We start from the raw sequence: 13,446 nt of genomic DNA, 5'->3' as shown, positions 1-13,446 counted from the left end.
CCGGCCACCCGTCATGACGGCTGCCGGGGCGGGGCGTCCCGGTGGTGGTGGCGTCGGACGGTGGCCCAGACGGCGGTGGTGATGCCGGAGAGCAGCAGGCCGGCCGGGATGGCGAAGAACAGCCAGGGGCCGGGGGCGTGCCAGCGGCCGACGGAGTCTAGGCCGTAGCCGACGCCGACGGTGAGGGCGGCGAGGCCGGTGATCAGGCGGCCCGGCTCGAAGGGGTGGCGCTTCACTTGGGGGCTCCCTGGGGGGTCTGGACCGGGGACGGGGTGGCCGAGGGGGCCGGCGCGGCACGCTCGACGGCGATCTGGCCGACGCCGACCTTGAGGTCCAACTCCAGTGTGCCGTGCGGCCGCTCGCCCTTCTTGAGGCCCTCCGCGGCCAGCGTGACGGTCCGCTCGCGGTGCCCGGCGACGACCTCCACGTCGTTGGCCGCATCGCCCGGCATCTGGATGTCGCCGACGCCGAGCGAGAGGTGGAGCGTCGCGGTGGTGTGCTGCGGCAGCGTCACCTGGAGCCGCCCGGCGCCGACTTCCGCGGCGCTGTGGACCGTCGTGCCGGGTTTGAGGGGGAGTTGGGAGAGATCCAGCCGGGCCTCACCGGAGCCGACCGCGTAGCGCGGCTGGACGGTGGTGGCGGCGGCCGGCGTCCAGGTGCGGCGCTGCCAGTCGGCGGTGACGGTGGGGGGCAGCGCCGTCGCGCCGGCCAGCAGGGCCGCCGTCAGCATCATCAGGAAGACCGTGCCGCCGCCGGTGCGCCCCAGCCAGGCGCTCAAGAGGAGGCCCAGCCCGAAGACGGCCAACGCGCAGGCCAGGCCCGCCTGGAGGGACGGGGCCAGCGCGGCGTGCCGGGACACGGCGAGGCCGGTGCCGGTGCCCGCCAGCACGGCCAGCACGAACGTCCGCCCGCCGATCGCCCGGCCGCGGACGGGCCGGGGCGGGGCGGCGGTGCGCGCGGCGGCCGGGGAGGCCGGGGCCACGCCGGGCTGCCCGGGGCCGGCGTCCGCGTCGTCCGGCACCCCGTGGGCGAAGTCGTAGCTGATGTCGAGCCGGGCGTCCTCCGGGCCCCACAGATAGCCGCGGCGCATCAGCGCCTCGGTGCGCGGATCGCGCCACCAGGACGGGGTGTTGGGGGCCGGGGGCGCGGTGGCCTCCGGCGGGGCGTCGGCGACCGCCTGGGCCGTGGCGGCGTCCACGGAGCCCAGGCCCTCGGACTGCGCCCGGCGGCGCTGACGCGACCAGTAGGCGGCGCCGGCCACCGCCAGCGTCACCATGATCGCGAAGGACATCATGCTGCCCTTGCCGAGCGTGGTCAGGAACAGCGCGCAGCCGGCCAGCGCGCACAGCAGCGCCGTCAGCGCCGAGCCCTCGACCCGGCCGGAGAGCAGCCGGCGGCCCTCGTTCTCCTCCTGGCCCTCAAGGGGCACGATCAGCCAGGCGAAGCCGTAGAAGATCAGGCCGAGTCCGCCGATGGACAGCACGGCGAGCACGACCCGGAAGATCACCGGATCGACGTCCCACTGCCGGCCGAGGCCGCCGCACACGCCCGCGACGACCTTGTGCCGCCGGCTGCGGCGCAGCGGCGGGCGCGGCGGGGTGGGGCCGGCGGGGTCAGAGGCCGTCGGCTCCGCGGCGGTGGGTGCATCGTTCATGGAGACATGGTGACAAGGGCGGCCGGCGCGCGGTATCGGTGAAAACCCTGGCTGACCCCTGAGATCCCCCGGAGCGACCCTGGGGTTTTCCCCGAGGCGGCCCCGTGAACCGGGCCTTCCGGTGCGTGCCGTGGGGCGTTGGACGGCGCCCCGAGCCGCCGAAAAGTGGCCGCGCACGCCGCGTGCGCCGCGACCCGCGCCGGAAAAAGACTCGTCGCGGCGGTGGCCGGAGGTCTTTTCCGCCCTGCTGAAGACTATCGTTGCGCCCTGAATACGTACGGGTTTCCGGAGGGGCGTGCGGTGTCGGAGGACGAGGGGCGACTGGTCGCCGGGCGGTATCGCCTGGTCCAGCGGATAGGCCAAGGCGGTATGGGCACCGTCTGGCGGGCCCGGGACGAGCTCCTGGGGCGTCAGGTCGCGGTGAAACGCCTGCACGTCTCGCCCCAACTCGATGCGGACGAACTCGCCACCCGCCACGAGCGCACCACCCGTGAGGCGCAGGCCGCGGCGCGGATCAACCACCCCAACGTCGTCGGCGTCCACGACGTCGTGGACGACGAGGGCTCGCCGTGCATCGTCATGGAGTACGTCCCCTCCTCGACGCTCGGCGACGCCATCAAGGAGGCGGCGCAGTCCGGCACTTACCTCTCGCCCCGGGAGACCGCCCGGATCGGCCGCGGCATGATTTCCGCGCTGCGGGCCGCGCACTCCGCCGGCGTGCTGCACCGCGACGTCAAGCCGGGCAACGTGCTGCTCGGTGAGGACGGCCGGGTGGTCCTCACCGACTTCGGCATCGCCGTCGCCACCGGCACCTCCACCCTCACCAAGACCGGCGAACTCGTCGGCTCCATCGACTACCTGGCGCCCGAGCGGGTCAAGGGCGGTACGCCGGGGCCGGCTTCGGACCTGTGGGCGCTGGGGGCGACGCTCTATCAGGCGGTCGAGGGGAAGCCGCCGTTCCGCAAGAACACCGCGGTTGAGACGGCGTACGCGATCGCCGTCGACCCGTTGGAACCGCCGCGCAGCGCCGGCCAGTTGACCGCCCTGATCGAGGCGCTGCTCGCCAAGGAGCCGGCCGAGCGGCCCACCGCCGAGGTCGTCGAGCAGGCGCTGCGGGCCGCCGAGGCCGAGGTGGACACGGCACTGATGGGCTGGCCCACGCTGGCCCTGGGGACGGTGGGCCGCGGCCGGCGCACCGAGGGCGAGCCCTCCGAGGCGCCCACCCGTCCGGTCACGCACACCGGCACCGGCCCCGGCAGTACCCAAAGCCCCACCGGGAGCCGCGCGGACACCGGCTCGACCACCGGCAGCGCGGCGGCGACCACGACCGGGACCGCACCCGGGGCGGCTGCCGGAGCCGCCGCGGGGACCACCACCGGAACCGGCAGCCACCCGGGGTCGGCGACCGGCATGGCTCCCGGTGGCCATCCCGCCGCCGGCCTTCCCGTCGCCGCGGCCCCGGAGGGCGAGGTGACCGGCCCGGTGTCCGTACCGGGCGCGGCGCTCTCCGCGGCCTCCCGGACGCCCGCCGAGGCCCGCACCGACGTGCTCGGCGGCTCCCCGGCGCCCCGCAGGCGGCGGGGCCGGGTCGTGGTCTGGAGCGTCGTCGGCGTCCTGGTCGTCGGCGGCGGCGCGGGCACGGCCTGGTACGTCAGCCACCGCAAGAGCGGCGGCAGTTCGACCAACCAGGCGGGCGACAGTGCCCCCTCCTCTCCGGCGCGGCCGACCCCCAGCACCACACCGCCGCCGCCCCTGCCCCAGGGTTACCGCCGAGCCGTCGAGCAGGGCATGGGGGTGTCCTTCCCAGTGCCCTCGGGGTGGAAGCGGGAGGTCAAGGAGCCCGGCCGGCAGATCGTCTACACCTCCGACGCCGATCTGGCGCAGCTCACCATCAGCACCCTGGACTTCGCCTCCGCGGACCAGGTGCAGCACTTCAAGAGCGTCGAATCCGACTTCAAGCGCCTGTACCCGAGCTACCAGCGCCTCCGGCTCCAGGACACCATCTACCAGGGCGACGCAGCCGCCATCTGGGAGTTCACCTTCCAGGGCCGGGCCCGCGAGTACCGCGGCATCGACCTGGGCTTCGGTCGCGAGGGCTCCAAGGAGTACGCGATCTACGTCTCCGCGCCGTCGGCGAACTGGTCCACGTTCGAGGAGGTCTTCTCGAACGTGAAGGACGGATTCCGGAAATCCCCGACCGCGGGCTGAGCGACCCGCAGCGGATCCCCGAGCAAGCTCAGGGACCGGTCAGGGTCGACCCTGATGTCCCCGGCCCGGCCGGCGTGTGACGATCTGAGGCATGACCACAGCGCCACCGCGCGCCGAGACGGGCTACGCCCCGGCGCCGGACCCCGACGAACCGCCCATGCGCAAGCTCTACCGCAGCGCAGAGGGGCGGCTGCTCGGCGGTGTCGCGCGCGGACTCGCCGGGCACCTCGGGCTGCCGGTCACCTGGGTGCGGATCGTCTTCGTCGCGCTCTTCATGGCCGACGGCATGGGCGCGCTGCTCTACGCCGCGTTCTGGTTCTTCGTGCCTCTGGGCGTCGGCGGCGTCGAGACCCGGCAGCCCGCGGCGGGGGAGGGCCGGCGGCTGCTGGGCCGCAGGCCCGACAAGGGGCAGCTCCTCGCCCTGATCGCGCTCCTGGTGGGGGCCTCGATCGTGGCCTCCCGTTTCCAGCCAGGCAGGTCCAATGTCTACCTCTGGCCGGTGCTGCTCATCGGCGCCGGCGTCGCGCTGGTCTGGCGCCAGGCGGACAACTCCCGCCGCGCCCAGTGGCTGGAGCTCGGGCGCCGCAAGGGCCTGCTGCCGGTGGTGCGCGGCGCGGCCGGGGTGCTGCTGGTCGGCGTCGGGGTCACCGGCATCGTCGTGCTCCAGGGCTCCGTGCAGAACCTCGGCTCGGTGCTCCAGGCCGCGCTCGCCGTCGTCGTCGGCATCGCCCTGCTCGCCGGCCCCTATCTCGTCCGGATCACCCAGGACCTCTCCGAGGAGCGGCTGATGCGCATCCGGGCCCAGGAGCGCGCCGAGGTCGCCGCCCATGTCCACGACTCCGTCCTGCACACCCTCACCCTGATCCAGCGCAACGCCGACGACCCCCGGGAGGTGGCGAGACTGGCCCGCGCCCAGGAACGCGAGCTGCGCGCCTGGCTCTACAAGCCCGAGGGCCGCGGCAAGGACGAGGACGAGGAACCGTCGACGCTCGCCGAGGCGGTGCGGGCGGCCGCCGCCGAGGTCGAGGACCACCACGGCGTCCCCATCGAGGTCGTGGTGGTCGGCGACTGCCCGTTGGACGAGGCGCTCGGTGCGCAGATGCAGGCCGCGCGCGAGGCGATGGTCAACGCCGCCAAGTACGGTGGCGAGGGCGGCGCGGTGCAGGTGTTCGCCGAGGTGGAGGGCCGCACGGTCTTCGTCTCGGTGCGCGACCACGGCCCCGGTTTCGACCTGGACGCGGTGCCCGCGGACCGGATGGGGGTGCGGGAGTCCATCATCGGCCGTATGGAGCGCAACGGCGGCACCGCCCGGCTGCGCGCCGCCCCCGACGGCGGCACGGTCGTCGAGTTGGAGATGGAGCGCGGCGAGGAGCGCGGGCGCACCGATCGCCGCGCGGGCGCGGAGGGGGAGCCGCAGTGAGCGCGACGGCATCCTCGGGCGCTCCCGGGGACGGCGGCGTCGACCGGCGGGCCCGCGGCGGCACCGCGGACGCGGCGGGGGATCATGACGGGGCAGCGAGCGAAGGACGGACGGACGAGATGAGCAGCGACGACGCACAGCAGGGCGAGACCGGCGGCGAGGGCCAGGACCGCACCGTCCGGGTCGTGCTGGTCGACGACCACCGGATGTTCCGGACGGGCGTCCAGGCCGAGATCGGCCGGACCGAGCAGACCGGCGTCGAGGTGGTCGGCGAGGCCGCCGACGTCGATCAGGCGATCACGGTCATCACCGCCACCCGCCCCGAGGTCGTCCTGTTGGACGTGCACCTCCCCGGGGGCGGCGGCGTCGAGGTACTGCGCCGCTGCGCCGGGCTGATGGCCGACCCCGAGCAGCCGGCGCGGTTCCTGGCGCTCTCGGTCTCCGACGCGGCCGAGGACGTCATCGGGGTCATCCGCGGCGGCGCCCGCGGCTACGTCACCAAGACGATCACCGGCACGGACCTGGTCAACGCGATCTTCCGGGTCGCCGACGGTGACGCGGTCTTCTCGCCCCGCCTGGCCGGCTTCGTCCTGGACGCCTTCGCCTCGACGGACGCCCCGCCGGTGGACGAGGACATGGACCGCCTCACCCAGCGTGAGCGCGAGGTGCTCCGACTCATCGCCCGCGGGTACGCGTACAAGGAGATCGCCAAGCAGCTGTTCATCTCCGTCAAGACGGTTGAGTCACATGTCTCGGCCGTGCTGCGCAAGTTGCAGCTCTCCAACCGTCATGAGCTGACCCGTTGGGCGGCCGCCCGCCGCCTGGTCTGACCTGCGATTTCGCGAGCGTATGGGGGCGCGGGGGCGGACGATCGGGATCCGCCCCCGTGACGCGGGGCACGCAGGGAGCGCGTAAAGAAGCGCCCAAGGCGGGCAACCAGGATCGCGCGGTTCGCCATCTAAGGGCGCGGAGAGGCTCGCTGCCCGTAGGCGGGGCCGTAACCCAAGCCCACGCCCCACGCGCATACCTCCTGGAAACGAGATCCCGATGAGCCTGACGGGTACGCCCTTCTTCCTCTTCTCGATCCTGCTGTTGATCGTCGCCCTCGTGCTGCCGCTCACCGTGTGGGGCCGAGTCGCCGGGCCGCCGCTTGTGCGCGGCCTGGCACGGCTGTTGATGTTGCTGTTCGCCCAGGTCACCGCGATCACGGTGGTCTTCCTGATGGTCAACAACGCCAACAACCTCTACGACAACTGGGGCGACCTGCTCGGCACCGGCAACCACATCGACGCGGCCCGGAACCTCGGGCCGGACGGGCTGGGCGGCAAGAACCTCAAGGACGAGCCCAAGGTGCTCCAGCACTTCCGGCCGGCGGACGACCCGGTGGTGGGCGCCGGCGTCCAGATGACCGACCTCAAGGGCCAGATCTCGGGCGTCAACGGCGAGGTGTACGTCTGGCTGCCGCCGCAGTACAACGACCCCGCCTACAAGGACAAGAAGTTCCCGGTGGTCGAGTTGCTGCCCGGCTACCCCGGGTCCTCCAAGTCCTGGTTCGGGTCGCTGAAGGCCAACGAGCAGCTCGCGCCGTTGATGCAGAGCGGGGCGGTCAAGCCGTTCATCCTGGTGGCGCCGCGGACCAACGTGCTGCCCAACGCCGACACCGGGTGCGTCAACCTCCCCGGCAAGGCCAACGCCGACAGTTGGCTGACCGTCGACGTCCGCCAGATGGTGATCGACAACTTCCGGGCCGGCGACAAGCCGGACTCCTGGGCGCTGGCCGGCTACTCGGCGGGCGCGCACTGCGCGACCAAGCTCGCGCTGGCCCACCCGGACCGGTACCGCGCCGCGGTCGGCATGTCCGGCTACAACGACCCTGCCATAGAGAAGGATTCGCTCGCCGGCAAGGACCCCAAGCTGCGCGTGGAGACCAACCCGCTGCACATCCTGAAGGCCGCCAACGAGGCCGGGCGGCCGCCGCGCACCGCGCTGTACATCTCCGGCGCGAACGGCGACGGCTACCAGGCCGGCATGGGCCTCAAGCAGCTCGCGAAGCAGCCGACGACGGTCACCGTGCAGCAGATCTCGGCGAGCGCGGGCGGTCACACCGTGCCGGTGTGGAAGCGCCAAGTGCCGGAGATCTTCCGGTGGTTCGGGTTGTACCTGCGGGGCTAGCGCGTTCGGTGGGCCAGGCCGGCCCGCCCTAACGGCCGCCGCGCCAGGCGGAGTTAATCGTTCGGGTGAAACTCCGCCGGAATCGCCGGAACCGGGCACATCGCCGCACCGCGGTGCGTTGTACAGCGTGACAGGGAGCGACGCGCGAGGGGCGTACGGGGGCGGTGCGGATGTGGGGCCACGGCGGTGACGGGGAGCGGCCAGGAGGGCGACCGCGAGGGCGATTGGGGCGGGCGTCCGGTGCGCAGCGGCCACGGGAGCGACCGGGGGAGGGGTCGTACGGTGATGGGCGGGCCGGTGATGGGCGTCGGCGCGTAGCCGGGTGGGTGGCCCAACGGGCGGCGATATCCGGGTGGTTGGGCGGTGGCGGCTAGGCCGGGCGGGTCGCGCCGGCGAAGGGCATCCGGTCGATCGGGGTGATCTGGACGGGCTCGCCCGGGTGCGGGGCGTGGATCATCTCGCCGCCACCGATGTAGAGGCCCACGTGGCTGATGCCGGAGTAGAAGAACACCAGGTCGCCGGGGGCGAGTTGGGGCCAGTCGACGCGGGCGCCGGAGGCGATCTGGGTGTAGGTCGTCCGGGGCAGGGCGATCCCGCCGGCCTTCCAGGCGGCCTGGACCAGCCCCGAGCAGTCGTACGCGGCCGGGCCGGTCGCACCCCAGGCATAGGGCTTGCCGAGCGCTCCGTGGGCGAAGGAGACGGCGCGGGCGGCGCGTTCGCCCGGCGTCGGGGTGCGCGGAGCGGCGGCGGGCCCGGGTTCCGGGGGGCGTTCCTCGGCGGTCGCGGGGCGGGTGCCGAGCCGGCGGATGCTGCCCAGGCGGCGGGCCCAGCCGGCCACCGCGGTGGCCTGGTGGCCGCCCGTGCGCTCCAGCACCGTGGCGCCGTCCAGGCAGCGCTGTGGGTCCGCGGCGAGCAGCAGCCCCTGGTGGGTGGCGTGGGCGACGTGGGCCCGGGCCGGCTGCGGTGCGAGCTGTGGTCGCTCGGCGGTGGTGTGGTGCGAGGCCATGGCGGCCGTCACTTCCTTCCCTGCGGGACGGGGGCGACCGGAGGGGGCCCGGTCGCGTGCAGGAGGAAGCTAGGCCCGGGGTCACGGCGGCGAACCGCCTTGCCCGGCATTGCCCTTATCCGACCGCTCATGGTGCGGGGATGACCGCCCGGGCGGTCGGGGCGGGTCGGGACCGGCGGGCCCTGACCGAAGCGGGCATCGCGGACGCCCTGCCGGAAAGGACGTGCTATGGGGCGGATACGATCCAACACTATGGACGTAGTAATCAATGTCTTCGTCGCCCTGCACATCATCGGCATCGCCTCCCTCCTCGGCGGGTTCCTGACCCAGATGAAGGCGATGAGTGCGGGCACCGCCCGCTTCGTGCCGGCCATGCTGCACGGCGCGCTGACGATGCTGGTCACCGGCATCGTGCTGGTCGGTCTGAACCAGATGCAGGGCGCCTCGCTCAACAACATCAAGTTCGGCATCAAGTTGGCCGTCCTGGTGGTGATCCTGGCGCTGGTCTACGTCAAGCGGGACGAGGAGAAGATCGCCAAGCCGCTGTTCGGCGCGGTCGGTGGCCTCACCATGCTCAACATCTTCATCGCGGTGCTCTGGACCTGAGCCCGCCCGGCGCTCCGGCGGCCCGGCCCGGCAGAAGCCCGGCGGCCCCGGCGCCGCGGCGCCCGTGCCGAAACGGCACACCGCGCGGTCATCCCGCTCCGTGCTCCGGAGCCGGCGGATGGCCGCGCGGTGGCGTGTGGGGGGTGGATCAGCGGGACGCGGGGCGCGCGCCCGTGTGCCGGTTAGCCGGGCCGGACGCTCCCGTAGATCGGCATGTAGTAGATCGACTCCACCCGGACGTTGGCCCCCGGGTGCGGGGCGTGGATCATCTTGCCGTCGCCGATGTACATCCCGACGTGGCTGATGTCGTTGTAGAAGAACACCAGGTCACCGGGTTGGAGGTGATCGGTGGAGACCCGGGTGCCGGTCTTGACCTGGTCCCAGGTCGTGCGCGGCAGATCGACCCCGGCCGCCTTCCACGCGGCCTGCGTCAGGCCCGAGCAGTCGTAGGAGTTGGGCCCGGTGGCGCCCCAGACGTAGGGCTTGCCCATCTGGGAGCGGGCGAAGGCGAGCGCCTTCTGGGCCTTGGTGCTGTACGAGCCGCCGTCCGAGGAGCCGCCGCCGTCCGAGGAGCCGCCGCCGGTGTCCTGGTCGGAGCCGCCGGGATGCTGCCGCCGCTTCTCGGCCTCCTTGCGGGCCTGCTCCTCGGCCTTGCGCTCGGCCGCGGCCTCCTTCTGGCGCTCAAGTTCGGCCAGCCGCGCCTTCTCCTGCGCGGTCAACCGGGAGAGCAGCTGCTGCGCCTCGGCCAGCTTGGTCTGGACGTTGCGCTTGGTCTCCTTCAGGGACGTCTGCGCGTGCTGGAGGTCCGTGAGGCTCTGCGTGGCCTCGGCCCGTTGGCGGGTGGCCGCCGCGGCCTGCTCCTGATAGTCGGTGACCACCTGCTTCTGCCGACCGGTCAGTTGCTGCATCAGGTGGTTGCGGTCGACGAACTGCTGCGGGTCCTTGGCGAGCATCAGTTGGGCCGTCGGATTGATCCCGCCGCTCTGGTACTGCGCCGAGGCGAACGAACCCAGCCGCCGCCGGGACTCGTTCATCTTCTCCGCGCGCCGGGCCGCCTCGTCGATCAGGCGGTTCACCGTGTGCTGCCCGCTGTCGGCCTTCTCCTTGGCGGCGTTGTACTTCTGGGTGGCGACCTCGGCCTGCTGGTACAGGTCGTCGACCTGCTGCTTGACCTCTTCGACGGTCGGCTGGGGAGCCTTCGGGGCGGCGTTCGCGGTCTGCGAGAGCAGGGTGACCGAGGCCAGTGCGGCCGTGGTCAGCCCGGTGGCCGTGCGACGGCCGCCGGGCGTGGCAAGTATGGGGGTGCGCGGCTTGCGATGGGACGCCAAGGCCGGCGACTCCTTCCGTGGACCGCCTACCGGGTTAGCTGTCGGGTTCGGGCGGTCTGCTGACGGAAGGCTTGCCCTACGGCCGGTGCGTCCGCCTGGCGACGGTCGCTCCGGTCGATTCACCCCGGTGGTGCTTGTGGGTCCCCGGCTCCGGATTGCCTTCGTGACAGGCCGGACTCGGCGGAGGCGGCCCGTGCGGACGCTGTCGTCCGCGGGGACGGCGGGCTGCCTTGAGCGAGACCGTAGCCAACTCGTGTGGCCCCTGTGAAGGCAGGTGTTCGATATGCCCGAAACCTTTTCGTGACCTGAACGCGGAGAGCCCACGAGGCGTCCCCGGCCGCGCAGATGACGCCCCGACCGGGGCGGTTCCGGGCAATCCGCCACTTCGGGACCGGTTGTCAGTGCGGCGGCCTAGACTCGGTGGGCGATGAGCAGCCTCTTTGACGACAGCTTCCTGGCGGACCTCGGCCCCCCGGACGAGGAGCCCCCGCCGCCGCCCGAGGACGAGCACGGCCCGGTCCCGGACGAGATGCCCGCCGACCTCTTCGGCGGGAAGTTCGACGCGCCCGCGCCCAGGCAGCCGTACTACCGCGACGGCGCCCCCCGCCCGGCCATCGACCCGGCGGCGCTCCTGGAGGGCCTCAACGACCAGCAGAAGGCCGCCGTGGTGCACAGCGGCAGCCCGCTGCTGATCGTCGCCGGCGCCGGCTCCGGCAAGACCCGGGTGCTCACCCACCGCATCGCCCACCTGCTCGCCGAGCGCCACGTCCACCCCGGCCAGATCCTCGCGATCACCTTCACCAACAAGGCCGCGGGCGAGATGAAGGAGCGCGTCGAGGACCTGGTCGGCCCGCGGGCCAACGCCATGTGGGTCTCCACCTTCCACAGCGCCTGCGTGCGGATACTGCGCCGGGAGTCCAAGCGGCTCGGCTTCACCTCGTCCTTCTCGATCTACGACGCGGCCGACTCCAAGCGCCTGATGGCCCTGGTCTGCCGCGATCTGGACCTGGACCCCAAGCGCTTCCCGCCCAAGTCCTTCAGCGCGAAGATCTCCAACCTCAAGAACGAGCTCATCGACGAGGAGAGCTTCGCGGGCACGGCTGCGGACGGTTTTGAGAAGACCCTGGCCGAGGCGTACGCGATGTACCAGGCGCGGCTGCGCGAGGCCAACGCCCTGGACTTCGACGACATCATCATGACGACGGTCCACCTGCTCCAGGCGTTCCCCGACGTCGCCGAGCACTACCGCCGCCGCTTCCGCCACGTCCTCGTCGACGAGTACCAGGACACCAACCACGCCCAGTACACCCTCGTCCGCGAGCTGGTGGGCCCGGGCACGGTCGATGTCCCCGCGGCCGAGCTGTGCGTGGTCGGCGACGCCGACCAGTCCATCTACGCCTTCCGCGGCGCCACGATCCGCAACATCCTCCAGTTCGAGGAGGACTACCCGAACGCCACCACGATCCTGCTGGAGCAGAACTACCGCTCCTCGCAGACGATCCTCTCGGCCGCCAACGCCGTCATCGAGCGCAACGAGAACCGCCGCCCCAAGAACCTCTGGACGGATGCCGGCGCCGGCCCCAAGATCACCGGCTATGTCGCCGACACCGAGCACGACGAGGCCCAGTTCGTCGCCGACGAGATCGACCGGCTCACCGACGCCGGCGACGCCAAGGCCGGCGACGTCGCGATCTTCTACCGCACCAACGCCCAATCCCGCGTCTTCGAAGAGATCTTCATCCGGGTCGGGCTGCCCTACAAGGTCGTCGGCGGCGTGCGCTTCTACGAGCGCAAGGAGGTCCGCGACATCCTCGCCTACCTCCGGGTGCTCGCCAACCCCGAGGACGCCGTCCCGCTGCGCCGGATCCTCAACGTCCCCAAGCGCGGCATCGGCGACCGCGCCGAGGCGATGATCGAGGCCCTCGCCCAGCGCGAGAAGATCACCTTCCCGCAGGCGCTGCGCCGGGTCGACGAGGCGTACGGCATGGCCGCCCGCTCCGCCAACGCCGTCAAGCGGTTCAACGCCCTGATGGAGGAGTTGCGCACCATCGTGGAGTCCGGGGCCGGCCCCGCCACGATCCTGGAGGCGGTCCTGGAGCGCACCGGCTACCTCGCCGAACTCCAGTCGTCCACCGACCCCCAGGACGAGACCCGCGTCGAGAACCTCCAGGAACTCGCCTCCGTGGCCCTGGAGTTCGAGCAGGACCACGGCGAGGCCCAAGAGGCCGACGAGACCCAGGAGGCCGAGGAGGCGGAGGCCGCCGCCCCCGGGACGCTCGCCGAGTTCCTGGAGCGGGTCGCCCTGGTCGCCGACTCCGACCAGATCCCCGACGCACCCGCTGAATCCGCCGAAGACACGGCGGGCGCCGAGGACCCCGGTGTCATCACGCTGATGACCCTGCACACCGCCAAGGGCCTGGAGTTCCCGGTCGTCTTCCTGACCGGCCTGGAGGACGGCGTCTTCCCGCACCTGCGGGCGCTCGGCCAGACCAAGGAGCTGGAGGAGGAGCGCCGGCTCGCCTACGTCGGCATCACCCGCGCCCGCGAGCGGCTCTACGTCACCCGCGCCACGATGCGCAGCGCCTGGGGCCAGCCCTCGTACAACCCGCCCTCGCGCTTCCTGGAGGAGGTCCCGGACACCTTCCTGGACTGGCGGCGCACCGGCTCCGCCACGCCGTCCGCGTCCATGGGCGGCCTGTCGTCGGGCAGTTCCTCGGGCGGGGGCCTCGGCGGGGGCGGCATTGGCGCCTCGCTCTCCTCGACGCGCGCCAAGGGGCCGAGCGGCTTCGCGACCCGGCGGACCAAGGACCGTCCGGTGGTCTCGCTGGCCGTCGGCGACCGCGTCACCCACGACAGCTTCGGGCTCGGCACCGTCGTCGGCGTCAAGGGCAGCGGGGACAACGCCGAGGCGACCATCGACTTCGGCGGCGAGAAGCCCAAGCGGCTGCTGCTGCGGTACGCACCGGTGGAGAAGCTCTAGCCGTCGGTCAGCCGGGAGACGCGTGAGGGGCCTGCCGCGGTGTGCGGCAGGCCCCGAAGTGTGCGATGGCTG

The 13,446-nt window shown here is 72.7% G+C and carries 9 protein-coding genes, 1 pseudogene and 1 riboswitch; of the genes and pseudogenes, 6 read left to right on the top strand and 4 right to left on the bottom strand.

Features of this window, described 5'->3' with window-relative positions; all coding sequences use genetic code 11:
* Positions 1–11: 11 nt before the first annotated feature.
* On the bottom strand, positions 12–236 hold the full coding sequence (locus PV796_RS15945) for a hypothetical protein (protein WP_274913843.1): 225 nt from the start codon (positions 234–236) through the stop codon (positions 12–14).
* Positions 233–1,654, bottom strand: a complete 1,422-nt coding sequence (locus tag PV796_RS15940; protein ID WP_274913842.1) for a PspC domain-containing protein — start codon at positions 1,652–1,654, stop codon at positions 233–235. The genes PV796_RS15945 and PV796_RS15940 overlap by 4 nt, the downstream gene beginning before the upstream one ends.
* A 369-nt stretch (positions 1,655–2,023) precedes the next feature.
* Between PV796_RS15940 and PV796_RS15935 the strand changes: the two genes are divergently transcribed.
* From PV796_RS15935 to PV796_RS15920, 4 genes are all read left to right on the top strand, one after another.
* The gene (locus PV796_RS15935) at positions 2,024–3,862 is read left to right on the top strand and encodes a serine/threonine-protein kinase (RefSeq protein ID WP_446750687.1); all 1,839 of its coding nucleotides are present in this window, start codon (positions 2,024–2,026) and stop codon (positions 3,860–3,862) included.
* Positions 3,863–3,953: 91 nt separating this feature from the next.
* Positions 3,954–5,282 (top strand): ATP-binding protein, encoded by a 1,329-nt coding sequence (locus PV796_RS15930; protein ID WP_274913840.1) that lies wholly within the window; start codon positions 3,954–3,956, stop codon positions 5,280–5,282.
* 119 nt (positions 5,283–5,401) lie between these two features.
* Positions 5,402–6,112, top strand: a complete 711-nt coding sequence (locus tag PV796_RS15925) for a LuxR C-terminal-related transcriptional regulator (protein WP_274919047.1) — start codon at positions 5,402–5,404, stop codon at positions 6,110–6,112.
* Positions 6,113–6,329: 217 nt separating this feature from the next.
* The gene (locus PV796_RS15920) at positions 6,330–7,454 is read left to right on the top strand and encodes an alpha/beta hydrolase (protein ID WP_274913839.1); all 1,125 of its coding nucleotides are present in this window, start codon (positions 6,330–6,332) and stop codon (positions 7,452–7,454) included.
* A 370-nt stretch (positions 7,455–7,824) separates the two neighbouring features.
* On the opposite strand, the pseudogene PV796_RS15915 reads toward PV796_RS15920, so the two are convergent.
* A pseudogene (locus PV796_RS15915) lies at positions 7,825–8,373 on the bottom strand (C40 family peptidase); the annotation flags it as partial.
* A 339-nt stretch (positions 8,374–8,712) separates the two neighbouring features.
* On the opposite strand from PV796_RS15915, the gene PV796_RS15910 reads away from it, so the two are divergent.
* Complete coding sequence (locus PV796_RS15910) at positions 8,713–9,066, top strand: hypothetical protein (protein WP_274913838.1); 354 nt, start codon at positions 8,713–8,715, stop codon at positions 9,064–9,066.
* 182 nt (positions 9,067–9,248) lie between these two features.
* On the opposite strand, the gene PV796_RS15905 is transcribed toward PV796_RS15910, so the two are convergent.
* Positions 9,249–10,394, bottom strand: a complete 1,146-nt coding sequence (locus PV796_RS15905) for a C40 family peptidase (RefSeq protein WP_274913836.1) — start codon at positions 10,392–10,394, stop codon at positions 9,249–9,251.
* Positions 10,395–10,402: 8 nt separating this feature from the next.
* Positions 10,403–10,587, bottom strand: a riboswitch (cyclic di-AMP (ydaO/yuaA leader).
* Between the two features lie 234 nt (positions 10,588–10,821).
* On the opposite strand from PV796_RS15905, the gene pcrA reads away from it, so the two are divergent.
* On the top strand, positions 10,822–13,374 hold the full coding sequence (gene pcrA, locus PV796_RS15900) for a DNA helicase PcrA (RefSeq protein WP_274913834.1): 2,553 nt from the start codon (positions 10,822–10,824) through the stop codon (positions 13,372–13,374).
* Positions 13,375–13,446: the final 72 nt, after the last annotated feature.

It is taken from the genome of Streptomyces sp. WZ-12 (assembly GCF_028898845.1).
Taxonomy (GTDB): Bacteria; Actinomycetota; Actinomycetes; order Streptomycetales; family Streptomycetaceae; genus Streptomyces.
Note: the sequence above shows the minus strand (reverse complement) of the source record. Positions and strands in the feature narration are given on the sequence as shown.

Coding starts and splice junctions, on each gene's coding strand:
- pcrA (WP_274913834.1), top strand. CDS start 10,822: ATGAGCAGCCTCTTTGACGACAGCTTCCTGGCGGACCTCGGCCCCCCG.
- PV796_RS15925 (WP_274919047.1), top strand. CDS start 5,402: ATGAGCAGCGACGACGCACAGCAGGGCGAGACCGGCGGCGAGGGCCAG.
- PV796_RS15940 (WP_274913842.1), bottom strand. CDS start 1,654: ATGAACGATGCACCCACCGCCGCGGAGCCGACGGCCTCTGACCCCGCC.
- PV796_RS15930 (WP_274913840.1), top strand. CDS start 3,954: ATGACCACAGCGCCACCGCGCGCCGAGACGGGCTACGCCCCGGCGCCG.
- PV796_RS15910 (WP_274913838.1), top strand. CDS start 8,713: ATGGACGTAGTAATCAATGTCTTCGTCGCCCTGCACATCATCGGCATC.
- PV796_RS15935 (WP_446750687.1), top strand. CDS start 2,024: ATGGGCACCGTCTGGCGGGCCCGGGACGAGCTCCTGGGGCGTCAGGTC.
- PV796_RS15920 (WP_274913839.1), top strand. CDS start 6,330: ATGAGCCTGACGGGTACGCCCTTCTTCCTCTTCTCGATCCTGCTGTTG.